The sequence below is a fragment of the Shewanella ulleungensis genome, from assembly GCF_014648315.1.
Classification (GTDB): Bacteria; Pseudomonadota; Gammaproteobacteria; order Enterobacterales; family Shewanellaceae; genus Shewanella; species Shewanella ulleungensis.
In genome coordinates this window covers 704,160-722,020 of the sequence record NZ_BMQW01000001.1, presented here as the reverse complement: position 1 = coordinate 722,020, position 17,861 = coordinate 704,160, and the positions used below count along the sequence as shown (strand labels likewise).

The window sequence follows — 17,861 nt, the reverse complement described above, 5'->3', positions numbered from 1 at the left end:
AGTCACTCTAACCTAAGAGCTGTAATTTAAGGTTAACTAAAAAGCCATCAGTTATGATGATGGCTTTTTGCTTTATGACTCAACTTGTTTATCTTGGTTTTCTAAATCCATGTGCATTTTAATAAGATGCTCCTCCATATCAAACGATACAGTAAAACCTAATGATTTAGCCAAGCTAGCCATATTACGGTTTTCGAACATAGTGAAACCGGTTAAATATAAGGTGTTGTTATTTTTATAGTAAGAGATGAGCTTTTCTAACAATAGCTTGCCTAAGCCAATCCCTTGATAATCGCTGCGAACTGCCATGGCAAACTCAGCTTCGGTATTATCAGGATCAATAGAAGCTCTTACGGCACCTAAGGTTAATTCTTTACCTTCTGTTGAGGTGGTTGTGGCAATAAAGGCCATTTCGCGTGCATAATCGATTTGAGTCAATACTGCCATTTCTTCATGGGTCATGCGTGAGCGTACACCAAAGTAGCGTTTGTATCTGTCTTCATCGCTAAGCGAGTTATCAAATTCCAAATGTTTGGGCTCATCTTCGGGCAATATTGGCCTTAGCATTACAGTTAAGCCGTTTTTAAGCGTTGAGGTTTGTTCCAACTCTTTAGGGTAAGGCATAATGGCTAAGCGGCCGATATTGTCTTGTGGGCTATCATGCAACCGCATATTAACGTCTAATAAAGTGATTTTTTCTCCAGCAGCTAGCACTGGGTTAATATCTATTTCGGCAATCTCAGGGCAATCAATAATTAAGTGCGATATTTGAGTAAGCATTAGGCACAAGGCGTTCATATCAAGGCCGAGTGGTAAATGTCTGTCGCGCAATTTATTGGTTTTAAGCGCTTGGATAACCATGTAACGTGCCAACGCCATATTCAATGGTGGTAATGCTACTGCCGCATCTCGTGTTGGATCCCATTCAGAGCCGCCTTCACCTAAACAAATGGCGGGGCCAAATACCGGGTCGTTGATTACCGATACCCTAATCTCTTGTGCGCCCGCAGTTAATGCCATTTTTTGAATGATTAAGCCATCTATTTTGGCATTAGGGTTAATTTGATGAACCCTGTCGATAATGGAGTGTGCTGCGTGGCTGACATCTTCATCTGAAGTTAAATTCAATACCACACCATGTACGTCAGATTTATAAAGTAAATCAGGTGATTGAACTTTTAACGCTACTGGATAGCCGGCTTTATTGGCTACATTGACGGCTTCATCTACATCACTGACAAACCAGGTATCAATAGTATTTAAGCCATAAGCTTTTAAAATATCGACAGCTTGATGTGTCTCCACCACAGTTTGTCCGCGATCGAGGGCCTGTTGTAACAGCGTTTTGGCAACATTACGATCAGCCGGAATGTTGTCTGGAATTGATAATGGTACTTCTTGCAACAGTTTTTGGTTGCGACGGTATTCAACCATGTGCATAAAGGCGCGCACTGCCCCCTCAGGGGTACGATAAGTTGGGATACCTGCTTTAGTAAAACGTTTCCGTCCAAGGTATGCAGAATCTTCCCCACTCCAGTTGGTTAAAATATTTAATCTATGGCGATTTGGGTGTTGGCTAATGGTATCGATTAGGCTAGTGGCTATCTCTACACTTTCCGACAATATTGAAGGTGAATGCAATACTAAAATGGTGTCGGCATCGTTACTCTTCATTAAAATATCTAACGTTTTGGCATAACGCTGGTGGTCTGCATCGCCAATCATGTCGATAGGGTTTTGCCTTGACCAGGTGTCGGGCAAAATTTTATTAAGTTCGTTTATGGTGTCGTCAGATAGTTGTGCTAACTTGCCGCCTTTAATAATTAATTCATCAGCGGCAAGTACCGCAGGGCCTCCACCATTACTCATAATAACTAATCGCTCACCTTTTAGTGAGGTTGAATGGGCAAGGCTTTCAACAGCCGCAAAGAGTTCAATTAAATCGTTTACTCTTAGCATACCTGCACGTCGAAATGCTGCTTCATAGACTGCATCGTTACCGCCAATACCGCCTGTGTGGAGCATTGCAGCTTTTACACCTTCATGGCTGCGGCCAGATTTAATCACAAAAATAGGTTTGTTGCGCGATGCAGCGCGAGCGGCTGACAAGAAATGTCGTTTTTCATTGATTGAATCGATATAGAGCATAATTGCGCTGGTTTTACTGTCTCGACCTAAGTAATCGAGTAATTCATCAAAGTCGATGTCGGTAGCATCACCTAAAGAGATAAATGAGGAAAACCCAATGCCTTTATTGTTTGCCCAATCTAAAACCGTGGTGCAAATTGCAGCCGATTGGGACACAAAGGCAATTTTACCAGGTAATGCGCCAACATGAGCCAAACTGGCATTTAAGCCAATAGATGGCAATATCATGCCTAAACTGTTGGGGCCGAGTAAACGCATACCGTAACGTTTAGCATATTGTTTGGTGAGTGCGAGTAAATTATTACCGTGCTCATCGGTTTGTGATGCCATGCCAGAAGCCATAATGATTGCGACTTTACAGCCAAATTGGGCTAATCGTTCAACAATACTAGGTACTTTTTGGGCATTAGTGCAGATAATGGCTAAGTCAGGTTTTATCGGTAATGCTTCAATGTTGGGATAAGCTAAGACACCCATTACGGCAGTGTATTTAGGGGTAACCGGCATAATTGGCCCCGAAAACCCACTGGATAAAAGGTTTTTCATGACGCCTTTTCCGGCGCGTTTATTCCCATTGGACGCACCAATCACTGCAACTGAAGTGGGCTTAAATAACGAGTGAATACTGCGTTGGCTCATGGTGGCGTCCTTTGGTTACAACCGATGACAATCAGATTAGCATATTCTCAATAAAATGATGAAGTTGCTATATGTTATCCGCATTAATTTATCGCAAATACCAATGTTTATTTGTTGAGATAAAAAAGGGACCTTAAATAAGATCCCTTAACGAATATAAAAGCAGTAAAGTTTAGCTTTGCTGTGATTCTTCTAGTGGCGCATTATTTGAGCTCGGAGAGTAGATTCCAATAATACGTGCCATTAACGCTTTAGAGTCTTCTATAGCAATGTATAAACACGGGATTAAACACAAGGTAACTACGGTGGCAAATAACACCCCAAATGCTAATGATACAGCCATTGGAATAACCATTTGTGCCTGCATACTGGTTTCAGCCATGATAGGCACTAAACCAATAAAGGTCGTTAATGATGTCAACATAATCGCTCTAAAACGTTTACAGCCAGCATTAAGCACAGCTAAACGCATTGGCACGCCAGCTTTACGTGAGTTATTGACATAATCGACCATCACCAACGAATCGTTTACTACCACGCCCGCCGCCGCAATAATTCCGAACATCGATAGGGCACTTAAGTCGATCCCTAAGATGATATGACCCATTACAGAACCAATTACACCAAACGGGATCACTGACATAATCATTACCGGTTGAATATACGAGCGCAACGGAATGGCTAATAAACTATAAATCACTAACATAGATAAGATGAAGTCGCGCACTTGCGTGTTTGCACTATCAAGCTGTTCTTGAATATTGCCTGATACTTCACTGCGAACTTGCGGATACTTTACCAACAATTCAGGAATGAAGTTGTCACGGATATCTTTAGCCAGTTTAAATGGTTCTGCTTGTTCTGCATCAACAGAGGCCCAGACATTAATGGTACGGCTACCATTTTCACGTCGGATACTGTTTACGCCTTGAACCACCTTAATGTCAGCTACTTCAGATAATGGTAGTTCTGTACCATCAGCGGTTTTAATTAATACGTCTTGGACTAACGCAATCGAGTTACGCTGTTCTTCGGGGTAGCGCAGCATTACTTTAATTTCTTCACCGTTACGGATAATACGCTGTGCTTCTAAGCCGTAAAAACTGTTACCCACTTGCGATGCTATATTCGCCAAGGTTAACCCAAGTACGCTCGCGAGAGGTTTCAACTGGAATTGTACTTCTTTCGCGCTTGATTGACGGCTGTCATTCACATCGCTCACGCCTTTTAGGCCGTTAAGCTTTTGCTTTAATGCTAATGAGGCTGCAACGAGTTGGGCTTCGTTATTACCTTCTAGCCTAAAGCTAATGTCACCGTCTTCTCGGCCGCCGCCCATTAGGCTGTCCTGAATGGTAAATGACTTCACTCCAGGGATGAGCGGCATGGCTTGGCGCCATAATTCAGCTAATGCGAAGGTGTCCATAGGACGTAATTCTGGATCCACCAGTTTGGTCATCACTTCTGCGCTAGTTTGGCTACGTAGGTCAACCTGCATATCAGATATCATCCGTTGGCCATATTCGTCTTCGACTTGTTTATCCACTTTATAAAGCGTTTCTTCAATTGCCAATGCCGCTGCTAATGTCGCTTTTTCTGATGCATCGACATTCATTTCGATTTTAATTCGCGGGAAGTCGTGTGGAATTTTTGGCTGGCCAATAAATCGTACTAATCCACCACCGTAAAGTCCGGCACACACCAGAATTAAACTGATAAATACCATGATCACTGCGTAGCGGTATTTAATCGCTATTTCTAACGAAGGGCGATAAATATTCTCAATATATTTGGTTAAGTTTCGGTCTATTTTGCCTTGAATAAAATTCACGCCATTACGCAACCAGTCAAGAGGGTTCTTCGAACCTGCCTTGACTACCTTGGGTTTTTTCATGTGAGCCAAATGCGCGGGTAAAATCAATTTCGATTCAACAAGCGAGAATAACAAACATAAAATGACCACAAAGCCAATTGCTTGGCCGAAGGCTGATGATGGACCATCACCCATGGTGATAGGTAAAAATGCGGCTATAGTTGTGAGTACACCAAAGGTGGCAGGCATGGCCACTTTTTGGACACCTCTAATAACACTTTCAACACTCTGCCCATGCTCTTCTGATTCGCTGTGGGCACTTTCTCCCATGACAATCGCATCATCAACCACAATACCGAGCACTAAAATAAAGGCGAACAAACTGATAACGTTAATGGTGACATCAATGAAAGCCATTGGCATAAACAGCAGGGTGCCCAAGAAGCAGACCGGTAATCCCATCATTACCCAAAAGGCGAGGCGCACGCGTAAAAATAACGCGAGCATTAGGAATACCAGTACAGCACCACTTTTCATACTGTCTAGCATGAGGTCCAGACGGCCATCGAGGTAATATGTCATGTCAACCCAAGGTTCAAGTGTTACACCTTGTGGTAATGATTTTTGCTTTTTATCAACATAAGTACGGATAACGTCGGCAACGTCTGTAATACTTTGATTTTTAGCTGCGCCGATAAAGAAGGTAACTGAGTTTTTACCGTTAAATTTAGAGTATTGTATCCCTTCTTGGAAGCCGTCATTTACGACGGCGATGTCGCCTAATGATAGTTTGGTACCATCATCGAGTGTTAACAGTGGCAACTCTTCAAATTCGTAACCGACATAGGCTTGGTTTTGAACACGCAAGTTAATATAGCCGTTTTCTGCTTTAATCTGCCCAGCAGACATATTGCGTGAATAGCCCTGAACAGCTTGAGCGACATCATTAAAAGTGAGGCCAAATTCGCGCAGCTTATCTTTGCTGACTTCAATACTGATTTCATAACCTAACCCGCCGTAATACTCAGAGATATTCACGTTTGGCAGTTGCATGATTTCATTATGAACTTTATCGCCTAAATCTTTCAATTGCCGCTCAGACATGTCGCCATACAAGCTTAAGTACATCACTTCTTGGCGAAACTTAATCCGTTCTACTTTTGGTGGTTCCATGTCTGCTGGAAAGGTTGAAATTGAATCAATTTCTGATTTGATCTCGTCTAAGACAACTAATGGATCGTAAGACTCTTCAACTTGAAAATAACCTTGTGCCACATTCCGGTTTGAGTAGGTGATTACCCGCTTTAAGCCTTGAACGCTTTCAAGTGCTTGCTCAATCTTAATCGTAATGCCTTCTTCTACTTCTTGTGGGGCAGTACCGGGGTAAACTGCGCTAAATTCAATCCAGTTAATTTCAACTTCTGGAAAAAATTGCTTTCTAATGGTGCTGGCCGTCAATAATCCGCCCAGTAAAATGATGATCATTAGCAAGTTTGCCGCAACACTATTGCGGGCAAACCAAGCTATGAGTCCTTTATGAGTATCAGCCATGATTATTATTCACCTTCTTCCATCGCAAGTTCAGTGTCATCTTCTGCTACGGGTTCTTTTTGCAGAACGCGGTCTTCTGGCAGAGCGACCTTCATTCCATCGGTAGGATAATCCAATGCAGAGGTAATCAATTGCATTCCTGATTCTAAACCATCGGTAATCACCACATTAGCGCCATCTTGGCGGATTACAGTCACGGGTTTATATTTTAACGTTCTATCTGCGTCCATAATCGCTACCGCACCATTAACAACGAGGTGGCGAGGCACCACGGCCACATTCCCTACTTGTATACCTTCAATTTGCGCAGTGACATAGGTACCGTAACGTAATTCATTCTTATCCGTGGTTAAGCCGTAAGGGTCATTTATTTCTGCTATCAAATAGGTCATGCGACTCTTGTTATCGACGACGCCTTCGCTGCGGACAATTTTACCTGACCAGACTTGTTTACTGCCGGCAAACTGACCCGATAGATTAACATTGGCATTGACGCCTTTAGCGGCCAAATACTGCATTTCTTTGTCGGCTATCGGCAAACGGACTTCAGCTTTATCTGTATTGAGTACCTTGCCGATTGGAGTGCCTTTACTGACAAAAGAACCTAGGCCAATTTCACGTCCGTCGATTAACGCATCGTACGGTGCACGAATAATGGTTCGTTCTAAATCTCGTTTTGCACGGTTTAAACTGGCTTCAGCACTTTTTAATTTGGCCAGTTCTTGAGCTAATTGTGGTTTGCGTAAACTTAAGTCAGTTGGTTCTCTGTTGGTGATATCTGCCCATTCACGGATGGCGACTTCTGCATTTGCACGCTCTTGCACTAATGACGCTTGAGATGATGCAATGTTGGCTTGAGCATCAAGCAAACTTGATTGATAATCGCTTGGGTCGACTTTTGCCAATATTTCCCCTTTTTTAACAAAGCCACCTTTAACAAAGTTTGGATCTAAATAAATAATTTCACCGCTGACTTGGGCGACAATTTCAGTCATGTATTTAGCATTCACTACACCATAAGAGTTGACATCAAAGGTCATGGGTTGGTAGTTAATGACTTCAACAGAGACTAACGGGGTCGTATCAACCTCTGGTTTTTCTTCAGGTGGTTTTTTCAAAGCAGAAAGGCCAACCAGGCCAGCAATGCCTATTCCTAATACGATAATGGGTAAAATAATCTGTTTTTTAGTCGCCACAATGCTTCCCTTTAAATGATTTGTTTTTGCAGTGTTATCCCCAATAGGCTGCAATTAATCTATTTTCTACTTTATATGTTAATCGAAATGTTTCTTGTTTGTTGTATCAATGTGTAAACTTGTGTTTCAGTCCAAGGTTGGCTTTTAAGTTATCACAGTCTGTTATCCTAAACTTGGACTGTGTTAAACGTCATGACAAATAGGAATAATGCCATGCAGATACCCAATACCCCTAGATTACAACTTTCATTAATGACCCTTGATGACGGTGCGTTATTATTTGAATTAGATCAAGACGAACGGGTAATGCATTTTCTCACAGGCGGGATTAAAACAACTCAAGAACAGATTAATACGGTTATGTTGCCTAGATTGGCTCAATATTTAAATCCGTCAAGAGGGTGGGGATTATGGAAAGTCCATGCGCTCGATTGTGACGCCAATGATCAACACAGGTTAAGTGGCGAGTATTTAGGCTGGATATTAGTCAGACCAATGCACTTTTTCACCCAAGCACAACCGTATAACTTGGAATTAGGTTGGCGTTTTAAGCATGTCAGTTGGGGTAAAGGCTATGCTACAGAAGCTGCCAAAGCGGTTATGGATGTTGTCAGTGAGCCTAATGACGTGACTCATGTGAGTGCTATAGCTGTAGAAGACAATCTTGCCTCAATTGCGATTATGAAAAAACTCGGTATGACGTTTCAACATAAAAGTATTCACCGCGATCCTTTAGGCGATACTGAAGCAGTGTTTTATCAAAAAGCGGTGTGATGTTTTTAAGGCAATAAAAAGAGCAGCCTGAGCTGCTCTTTTGTTGTATTACATCCAATCGATTACTTTTGTGCGTCTAAGTAACGCTCTGCATCTAATGCAGCCATACAGCCGGTACCCGCAGAGGTGATTGCTTGACGGTAATGTTGGTCCATTACGTCGCCACAAGCATAAACGCCTTCAATGCTGGTTTGTGTTGCATTGCCTTGAAGACCACTGTTTACTTTTAAATAACCGTGGTTCATTTCTAACTGGCCAGCAAAGATACCTGTGTTAGGGCTGTGACCAATGGCCACAAATACACCAGCAACCTCTAAATCGGTAACAGAGCCGTCTTTAGTACTCTTCTTTTTAAGACCTGTTACGCCCATATCATTACCAGTCACTTCTTCAAGTGTTTGGTCTAGATGTAAAATGATGTTGCCGTTAGCCACTTTGTCCATCAAACGGTTAATTAAAATCTTTTCTGAACGGAAGCTGTCACGACGGTGAATTAAGTGAACTTCAGATGCGATATTACTTAAATAAAGTGCTTCTTCAACAGCAGTGTTACCGCCACCAATGACCGCAACCTTTTGGTTACGATAGAAGAAGCCGTCACATGTAGCGCAGGCAGACACACCGCGACCCATAAATGCTTCTTCAGATGGAAGACCTAAGTATTTAGCTGAAGCACCTGTGGCAATAATTAATGCATCACAGGTAAATTCGCCATTGTCGCCTTTTAAACGGAAAGGGCGTTCAGTTAACGTCACTTCATTGATGTGATCGAAAATGATTTCAGTATCAAACTTCTCGGCATGCTTTTGCATACGTTCCATTAATGCTGGACCGGTTAAGTCTTCTGCATCGCCAGGCCAGTTTTCAACTTCAGTAGTCGTTGTTAATTGACCACCTTGCTGCATGCCTGTGATCATTACAGGATTTAAATTAGCACGCGCTGCATAAACAGCAGCGGTATAGCCGGCAGGGCCTGAACCTAAAATTAGTAGGTTAACGTGACGAGCTTCACTCATGATTTTGTTCTCCGATAACATGCCTTAAGCAATTTGCATGGAATTGTATGGAATTTATATCGGCGGGTAAAGGGAAGTTAACGGTAGGGAATCGATTGCGCTAATCTATTGTGTAAATATTATTGTTCAAGCCGGATAATGGAGATTATTAACCAGCTTGATTCGCTGACAAGTCTAGCAAGGTGCTTAGCTTTGCATCAATTAGTAAACCAAATGACAGGTTGGTAAATTATTTTTTTCTAAATAATTCTGATGGTATTCCTCGGCAATGTGGAATGTTTGTATCGGTACAATTTCAGTCACAATATGACGTTGTCCCCATTTACCGCTGCGTGCTAATGCCAGTTTTGAGCTTTCAGCTTGGGCTTTTTGCTCTTTATCATGGAAAAAAATCGTACTGCGATATTGCGTGCCAATGTCACCGCCCTGCATATTCAGCATAGTTGGGTTGTGGTTTTTCCAAAAAGCGTCTAACAAGTCGTTGTAACTGACGACGTCTGGATCAAACTCAACTTGAACCACTTCGGCATGCCCAGTTGAACCCGTTTTCACTTCTTTATAGGTCGTTGCACTGTCTTTACCACCCATGTAGCCACACGTTGCGTTACTGACGCCGTTAATTTCACGGAAAAAATACTCAACACCCCAAAAACAACCTGCACCAAATGTTGCTAACGCCATCACATACCCTTAAAACAAATTATAGAAGTCTAGATGGCTGTAATTGTGTTGAATATTTTCTGTTTTTGCAAGCAAACTTTGATTAATAAATAAATCTAACATATGCCATCATTAAATTAGCGTTCTCCTATGGTAGAATCCGCGCCAATAGGCACAAAAAGTTAATCCATAATTAATATGTTATTAACCACGCCATATAATAATGATACAAGGAGTTGATCGTGTTATCTGACTTAACCAACAATAACGATTTTTTAGCTTACACCTTAGCCAACCCCACTCAAATACCTGCAGCTTATGACTTTATGTTAGGTCAGCATACCCGCGTTGATGTATTAGATACTGGAGTGATTGTGTTTACGCCAACCACTGCCAGCAAAGATATTGTGTTGTCTTGCGCTGTACACGGTAACGAAACAGCGCCGATTGAAATATGCAATCAGCTCATAAGTGATTTGCTCAATCAACGTATTATTGCCAAGCAACGGGTGATGTTTTTAATTGGTAACCCTGCCGCCATTTTGAATAAAACTCGCTTTATTGACGAGAACATGAATCGCTTATTCAGCGGCGCACATTCTAAAGGTGAGGGCTTAACACATCCTGAACGTCATCGTGCTAAAGATCTTGAGCAATATGTCGCTGATTTCTTTACTGCTAATAATGACCGTCAGCGCATTCATTATGATTTACATACTGCGATTAGATCGTCTAAACACGAAAAATTTGCTATTTATCCGTATCGTCCAGGCCGTGCTTACAGCGGTGAGCAAATTATGTTTTTGGCTGCATGCGGCGTCGACACTATGTTGTTTCATCATGAGCCTACAACGACGTTTAGTTATTACTCTTCAGAGCACTTTAAAGCGGATGCCTTTACTGTTGAGCTCGGTAAAGTAATGCCATTTGGCCAAAACGACATGAGTCGTTTTGCACAAACTCATACTATGCTTGAAAAGTTGATTACTGAAACTGAGTTAGCACCTGTTGAGTTCGACGCTAGCAAGGTCAACTTGTATAAAGTATCGCGCTCTATTAACAAGCATTTTGATGATTTTGAATTTAGCTTCGCTGGTGATGCAGAAAACTTCAGTGCCTTTAGTCAAGGCGAGGTATTAGCAACAGAAGGTGGGAAGCAAATCACAGTCGAGCAACCGTTAGAAGCGATAGTATTTCCTAATGCAAATGTACCCATTGGACAGCGCACAGTGCTATGTTTAGTGCCGGCGCCGAATGAGTCAATTGTAAATACCTAATCAAGCTGAACAAGCTCGATTTCAGCAAGAATTGACACGCGTTAAGGAAGGCATTGATTGCGGGTAATGGTTGTTCCCATTCAAAATCAATGGTGTAGCATAAATGTATTTAAAATTTGTCTTTGGGTGTTTAACCGTGTTCCTCTGATTTTTAAATTAAGAGCATTGTTACGCTAATTTCTAAGGAACTGACATTTCTGCATTAACGCGCCTAGTATTGAAAACACGGTGAAGCATTGAAACATGCATCTTCAAGTTGATTGGGTATAGTCGTAAAGCAATATATACATGTCAATCGTGAGTAAAATGCGTTTACAGCGAGAGTAAGTATTGATAGGTAGTTTACGTTAACGTAATGTCTACTCGCATAGTATAAATAGTGCCATGTTTATATTGAACATGGCTCAACAATAACAAGAGCATAATATGAGCAACGCACCACTGACCAATGAAACAGTGCACCGTGTCAGCTTCTTAGACAAAGCGTCATTGCACATCCCCATTTTGCGTATTTTGCAAGCCGATGGTACCACGTATGAAAACGCGGTATTGCCAGTTATCGACAAGACTTTAGCTGAAAAAATCTTTGATACTTGTGTTTTTACTCGAGTATTAGACGAGCGTATGTTGGGTGCGCAGCGTCAAGGACGAATTAGTTTTTATATGACCTGTACTGGTGAAGAAGCCTCTATTGTGGGCAGCACTGCAGCACTTGATAAAGACGACGTCATTTTGGCTCAATACCGTGAGCATGCCTCATTGCGTTACCGCGGTTTTAGTACTGAACAATTTATGAACCAAATGTTCAGTAACGAAAAAGATTTAGGTAAAGGGCGGCAAATGCCGATCCATTACGGCAGTCGTGAGCTCAATTACCAGACTATTTCCTCGCCGCTTGCCACTCAAATACCGCAGGCAACTGGTGTGGCTTATGGTATGAAGTTACAAGGCAAACGTAATGTGGCTATTTGTTACTTTGGTGAAGGGGCTGCGTCAGAAGGTGATTTTCACGCGGGATTAAACATGGCTGCAGTTCTCAAAGCACCGGTTATTTTCTTTTGTCGTAACAATGGTTATGCCATTTCTACTCCTACCGAAGAGCAGTTTGCCGGTAACGGTATTGCAAGCCGTGGTGTAGGTTATGGCATGCACACTATTCGTGTTGACGGTAACGACATGCTGGCAGTACTAGCAGCAACGCAACAAGCTCGTGCCCATGCGATAGAACATAATGCACCAGTACTTATAGAGGCGATGACTTACCGTTTAGGTGCGCATTCTTCGTCAGATGATCCTTCTGGTTATCGTTCGAAAGAAGAAGAAGCTAAATGGCAACAACATGATCCAGTTAAACGATTCAAATTATGGATGATTAACAAAGGCTGGACCAGCGAAGCTGACGAAGCTAAGTTATTTGAACGATATCGAGAAGAAGTGTTAGCAGCAGTAAAAGTCGCTGAGAAACTCCCTATCCCTAAATTGGATGAAATCATCGAAGACGTGCTTGATAAACCAACCCCAGCGCTAAGAAAGCAGCTTAAAGAGTTGAAAGAGCATATTAATAAGTATCCAAAAGCCTATCCTAAAAGCGCAGGGAGACTCTAATCGTGGCTCAAATGAATATGTTACACGCCATCAATGAGGCGTTATCAATTGCCATGAAAGCCGACGAGCGCATGGTGATTTTTGGTGAAGACGTTGGCCACTTCGGTGGGGTTTTTCGCGCGACTTCTGGTTTACAAGAGCAGTTTGGTCGTGATCGTTGTTTTAACACGCCGCTAACTGAACAAGGTATTGCAGGTTTTGCTAATGGTCTAGCATCTTATGGCATGACTGCGGTTGCTGAAATTCAGTTTGCTGATTATATTTTTCCGGCATTTGATCAAATCGTCAATGAGTCGGCAAAATTTAGATACCGCAGTGGTAATCAATTTGATGTAGGTGGCTTAACCTTCCGCACGCCTTACGGTGGCGGAATTGCCGGTGGTCATTATCACTCTCAATCGCCTGAAGCCTATTTCACCCAAACACCGGGCTTAAAAGTGGTTATTCCACGTAATCCAGAGCAAGCCAAAGGCTTGTTATTAGCTGCTATTCGCGATCCAAACCCGGTGATTTTCTTTGAGCCTAAACGTTTATATCGTGCTTCAGTGGGCGAAGTGCCTGCCGGAGATTACCAAATTGAACTGGGTAAAGCACAAGTAGTTAAACAAGGCCGCGATATCACAGTATTGGCTTGGGGCGCGCAGATGGAGATCGTTGAAAAAGCCTGCGAACGTGCTGAAAAAGAAGGTATTTCATGCGAAATTATCGACTTACGTACCTTAGCACCCTGGGATGTTGAAACGGTTGCTAAATCCGTAACTAAAACGGGTCGTTTATTGATAAATCACGAAGCGCCATTAACGGGTGGCTTTGCGGGTGAAATTGCAGCAACCATTCAACAAGAATGTTTCTTATCACTTGAATCACCAATCAGCCGAGTGTGTGGATTAGATACTCCGTATCCGTTAATTCACGAAAAAGAATACATGCCTGATGAATTGAAAACCTTCGAAGCCATCAAGGCTACAGTGGCGTTTTAGGAGTAAGATATGATTAAAGATTTTATTTTACCCGACATCGGTGAAGGTGTGGTGGAATGCGAATTAGTCGATTGGTTAGTGAACGAAGGTGACATGGTCACTGAAGATCAACCGATTGCCGATGTGATGACCGACAAAGCGTTAGTGCAAATTCCTGCGCCGCATGCAGGAAAAATTACCAAGTTGTATTATGCCAAAGGCGACATTGCCATTGTGCATCAACCTCTCTATGCCGTTGAAATGGATAATGATGATGCAGAGCATACTCAATCACCAACAGCCGAAGTGAAGCCTGTCGTTGAAACTGGCTCAACTATTACCTCTGCAGTGAGCCAATCAAACGTCGAAGATTTTTTACTACCTGACATTGGCGAAGGTATTGTTGAATGTGAGCTGGTCGATTGGCTTGTTGAAGAAGGCGATATGGTGGTCGAAGACCAACCTATAGCCGATGTCATGACCGACAAAGCGTTAGTGCAAATACCTGCAATGAAAGCGGGTAAAATTGTTAAGTTGCATTATCGTAAAGGCCAGTTAGCCAAAGTCCATTCGCCTTTATTTGCTATCGAAGTAGAAGCTGACGAAGCATCAATGACGTCAGCGCCAGAGCAAGTTGTTCAACAAGCAGTTAATCAAAGTGTGGTTACCTCTGGCGAACCCGTTGCGCAAGGTAAAGCATTAGCAAGCCCAGCAGTACGCCGCATGGCTCGCGCACTAGATATCAATATCGCACTTGTTATTGGCAGTGGTAAAAACGGCCGCGTTTATAAAGAAGATATAGAGCGCCACCAACAAGGCGGTGTTAATCATTCTGCAGCCTTGTCTACCATAGAGCCTTCAGCGCATGTATCTTCCAGTGTTAGTACCACAGAAGTTGCGACCTTTACTCAGTCTGGCGTTGATCGCGTTGAGCCTATTAAAGGCGTTAAAGCGGTGATGGCTAAGATGATGGTTGAATCTGTATCGACTATTCCACACTTTACCTATTGTGAAGAGTTTGATTTAACAGATTTAGTTGCCTTACGTGAAAGCATGAAACAACGTTACTCGACAGATGAGGTCAAGCTTACCATGATGCCTTTCTTCATGAAGGCCATGTCTCTTGCCATGAATGAGTACCCAATACTGAATAGCCAAGTTAATGCTGATTGCACCGAGCTAACCTATAAATCTCGTCATAACATTGGTATGGCTGTTGATTCAAAAGTAGGTTTATTGGTACCCAATATAAAAGATGTGCAAAGCAAATCAATATTAGACATTGCCGCCGACATTACTCGCTTAACCACTGCTGCGCGCAGTGGCCGAGTATCGCCTGCAGATTTAAAAGACGGTACGATTTCAATATCAAATATTGGTGCTTTAGGTGGAACGGTTGCAACGCCAATTATCAACAAACCTGAAGTGGCCATTGTTGCCTTAGGTAAGTTACAAGTATTGCCTCGCTTTAATGCTAAAGGTGAAGTGGAAGCGCGTAAAATTATGCAAGTGAGTTGGTCTGGCGATCACCGTGTCATTGATGGCGGCACTATTGCTCGTTTCTGTAATCTTTGGAAACACTACTTAGAGCAGCCTCAAGAAATGCTTTTAGCCATGCGCTAAACTTGCAATCGTAATACGATAGTCAAAAAATGACTAAGTTAGCCAAAGGACGCATAAAGCGTCCTTTTGTTTTTAACCACTTTTTCGTATAATCTCCGGATTATGTCAATCGATTGGAACCTGTATGAGTCTGTCGGCACCTAACATTGAAACTATTGAGTATCCGTTTCCACCAAAACCTGCCGTGTTGTCTGACGCTGAGAAAGCACAATATAAAGCACGAATTAAACAGTTATTGATCGATCAAAATGCGGTGTTAGTGGCCCATTACTATACTGATCCTGAAATTCAAGCTTTAGCAGAAGAGACGGGCGGTTGTGTATCTGACTCGCTAGAAATGGCGCGTTTCGGCCGTGATCATCCTGCGAAAAAATTGATTGTTGCTGGCGTTAAGTTTATGGGCGAAACGGCTAAGATCTTAAGCCCAGAAAAAACTATTTTAATGCCAACACTTGAAGCAACCTGTTCATTAGATTTAGGTTGTCCTATTGAGGCGTTCAATGCATTTTGTGACGCTCATCCTGATCACACTGTTGTGGTTTACGCCAATACGTCAGCAGCCGTAAAAGCCCGTGCAGATTGGGTTGTGACGTCAAGTATTGCTTTAGAGATTGTTGAGCACCTTGATAGCCAAGATAAAAAGATTATTTGGGCACCTGACCGTCATTTAGGCTCGTATATTAATAAACAAACTGGCGCAGACATGTTGCTGTGGCAGGGCGAATGTATTGTGCATGATGAGTTTCAAGCCAAAGCATTACGTGAGTTGAAAAAGCAGCACCCAACAGCAGCCATTTTGGTTCATCCTGAATCACCTGCCAGCGTTGTTGAACTTGCTGATGCTGTAGGTTCTACAAGCCAATTGATTAAAGCTGCCCAGACCATGGAAAACGATACATTTATCGTGGCAACTGATCGTGGTATTTTTTACAAGATGCAACAAGCTGCACCAGGTAAAACCTTACTCGAAGCGCCAACTGGCGGTAATGGAGCAACCTGTAAAAGCTGTGCTCACTGCCCATGGATGGCAATGAATGGGCTACAGGCCATTGAACAGTCACTGATCAATAGCGACAAAACCAATCACGAAATCTTTGTAGACGACGAACTGCGCATTAAAGCGCTTATTCCACTGACTCGCATGCTTGATTTTGCCAAAGAATTAAACATGAAAGTGAAGGGCAATGCATAATCAACGTTTAACTTAGTCGTTGTAAAAGAGCCGACATGTTGTCGGTTTTTTTGTGTCTAAGTTTTAACTTGCGTAGGGGCTGTTGATTTTGCTGATTGAATTTTGTCCGAGTTAAAAACGTTTTAATCAAGGCAATGGATTGATGCCTAGTCATCTAATCGCTGCAAAAACAACCTTGAAAGCTCAACAGCCCCTAGGTGCTGAGCCATAAAACCCTGATGAGCGGAGGATGCATTGTTTAAATTGATTTGCAGCAATTAACAAAAAGCCCCGCATAAATGCGAGGCTTCTAATCTAAATATAACGATTAATCTACAAAGTAGATTACTTAGCGTTCATTAGAGCAACAGTGTTGTCGAGCATGCGGTTACTGAAACCCCATTCGTTGTCATACCATGCCATTACTTTCACTAAACGACCTTTAACACGTGTTTGTGTTGCATCGAAGTTAGATGAGAATGGGTTGTGGTTGAAATCGATAGACACTAATGGCTCTTCGTTGATTGCTAATACTTGATTCAGCGGTGATGCTTTAGCAGCATCTGCAACGATTTGGTTAATTTCTTCAACAGTCGTGTCACGTGATGCTAAGAATGTTAAATCAACTAAAGATACGTTTACAGTCGGTACACGTACAGCTAAACCGTCAAATTTACCTTGTAGCTCAGGCACCACTAACCCTACTGCCGCAGCTGCACCAGTTTGAGTTGGGATCATAGACATTGCTGCAGCACGAGCACGACGTAAATCAGTGTGATATACGTCTGATAAACGTTGATCGTTAGTGTATGCATGGATAGTGGTCATTAAGCCAGACTCAATACCTACAGCATCACTTAATGGCTTAGCAACAGGTGCTAAACAGTTAGTAGTACATGAAGCATTTGAAATCACTGTCATGTCCGCAGTTAGTACATCTTGGTTAACACCATAAACAACAGTAGCATCTACGTTTTTGCCTGGTGCAGAAATAATAACTTTCTTCGCACCAGCATCTAAATGCGGTTGTACAGCAGCTTTAGATGTGAAAATACCAGTACATTCATACACGACATCAACGTTTAATTCTGCCCAAGGTAACTTTGATGGGTCACGTTCTTGGAAAGTGAGGATTTTGTCGCCATTAACATAGATGGCTTCATCATCGTGATCAACTTTTGCATTAAAGCGACCATGTACAGAATCGTACTTGGTTAAGTGTGCGTTGATTGAAGCATCACCTAAATCGTTTACTGCTACGATTTGGATTGGGTAATCTTTTTCGCTTTCATAAAGTGCACGTAGAACATTTCTTCCGATACGGCCATAGCCGTTAATAGCAACACGGATAGTCATCTCATATCCCTCAAGTGATAATAATAATTTGGTGGCATGTCGAACGCCTGGTTGTAAAATTACCAAATTAACCGTA

General features: G+C 42.3%; 12 protein-coding genes. 6 read left to right on the top strand and 6 right to left on the bottom strand.

Annotation, left to right across the window (positions count from 1 at the left end; all coding sequences use genetic code 11):
• Nucleotides 1–72: 72 nt before the first annotated feature.
• The 3 genes from IEY40_RS02995 to IEY40_RS02985 all read right to left on the bottom strand — a co-directional run bounded on the left by IEY40_RS02995 (nucleotide 73) and on the right by IEY40_RS02985 (nucleotide 7,344).
• Nucleotides 73–2,787, bottom strand: coding sequence for a bifunctional acetate--CoA ligase family protein/GNAT family N-acetyltransferase (locus IEY40_RS02995; RefSeq protein ID WP_188953164.1), 2,715 nt, complete (start codon nucleotides 2,785–2,787; stop codon nucleotides 73–75).
• Between the two features lie 172 nt (nucleotides 2,788–2,959).
• Entirely contained in the window at nucleotides 2,960–6,148 is a 3,189-nt protein-coding gene (locus tag IEY40_RS02990; RefSeq protein WP_188953162.1) for an efflux RND transporter permease subunit, read from the bottom strand.
• A gap of 5 nt (nucleotides 6,149–6,153) precedes the next feature.
• The gene (locus IEY40_RS02985; RefSeq protein WP_188953160.1) at nucleotides 6,154–7,344 is read right to left on the bottom strand and encodes an efflux RND transporter periplasmic adaptor subunit; all 1,191 of its coding nucleotides are present in this window, start codon (nucleotides 7,342–7,344) and stop codon (nucleotides 6,154–6,156) included.
• Between the two features lie 213 nt (nucleotides 7,345–7,557).
• Here IEY40_RS02985 and IEY40_RS02980 point away from each other — a divergent pair, with 213 nt between their 5' ends.
• Complete coding sequence (locus IEY40_RS02980) at nucleotides 7,558–8,118, top strand: GNAT family N-acetyltransferase (RefSeq protein ID WP_188953158.1); 561 nt, start codon at nucleotides 7,558–7,560, stop codon at nucleotides 8,116–8,118.
• A gap of 62 nt (nucleotides 8,119–8,180) precedes the next feature.
• Here IEY40_RS02980 and trxB read toward each other — a convergent pair whose 3' ends face one another.
• Both trxB and msrA read right to left on the bottom strand, forming a co-directional pair.
• The gene (gene trxB / locus IEY40_RS02975) at nucleotides 8,181–9,134 is read right to left on the bottom strand and encodes a thioredoxin-disulfide reductase (protein ID WP_188953156.1); all 954 of its coding nucleotides are present in this window, start codon (nucleotides 9,132–9,134) and stop codon (nucleotides 8,181–8,183) included.
• A 201-nt stretch (nucleotides 9,135–9,335) separates the two neighbouring features.
• Entirely contained in the window at nucleotides 9,336–9,815 is a 480-nt protein-coding gene (gene msrA / locus IEY40_RS02970; RefSeq protein ID WP_188953154.1) for a peptide-methionine (S)-S-oxide reductase MsrA, read from the bottom strand.
• A gap of 221 nt (nucleotides 9,816–10,036) precedes the next feature.
• Between msrA and astE the strand changes: the two genes are divergently transcribed.
• The 5 genes from astE (at nucleotide 10,037) to nadA (ending at nucleotide 16,450) form a co-directional block, all read left to right on the top strand.
• Complete coding sequence (gene astE, locus IEY40_RS02965) at nucleotides 10,037–11,071, top strand: succinylglutamate desuccinylase (protein ID WP_188953153.1); 1,035 nt, start codon at nucleotides 10,037–10,039, stop codon at nucleotides 11,069–11,071.
• 426 nt (nucleotides 11,072–11,497) lie between these two features.
• On the top strand, nucleotides 11,498–12,676 hold the full coding sequence (locus tag IEY40_RS02960; RefSeq protein ID WP_188953151.1) for a thiamine pyrophosphate-dependent dehydrogenase E1 component subunit alpha: 1,179 nt from the start codon (nucleotides 11,498–11,500) through the stop codon (nucleotides 12,674–12,676).
• A gap of 2 nt (nucleotides 12,677–12,678) precedes the next feature.
• Nucleotides 12,679–13,656: an alpha-ketoacid dehydrogenase subunit beta gene (locus IEY40_RS02955; protein ID WP_188953149.1), complete on the top strand. Its 978-nt coding sequence runs from the start codon at nucleotides 12,679–12,681 to the stop codon at nucleotides 13,654–13,656.
• 9 nt (nucleotides 13,657–13,665) lie between these two features.
• Entirely contained in the window at nucleotides 13,666–15,258 is a 1,593-nt protein-coding gene (locus IEY40_RS02950; RefSeq protein ID WP_188953147.1) for a dihydrolipoyllysine-residue acetyltransferase, read from the top strand.
• A gap of 124 nt (nucleotides 15,259–15,382) precedes the next feature.
• Nucleotides 15,383–16,450, top strand: coding sequence for a quinolinate synthase NadA (gene nadA / locus IEY40_RS02945; RefSeq protein ID WP_188953145.1), 1,068 nt, complete (start codon nucleotides 15,383–15,385; stop codon nucleotides 16,448–16,450).
• A gap of 324 nt (nucleotides 16,451–16,774) precedes the next feature.
• On the opposite strand, the gene gap is transcribed toward nadA, so the two are convergent.
• Nucleotides 16,775–17,785, bottom strand: coding sequence for a type I glyceraldehyde-3-phosphate dehydrogenase (gene gap, locus IEY40_RS02940; RefSeq protein ID WP_188953143.1), 1,011 nt, complete (start codon nucleotides 17,783–17,785; stop codon nucleotides 16,775–16,777).
• Between the last annotated feature and the right edge of the window lie 76 nt (nucleotides 17,786–17,861).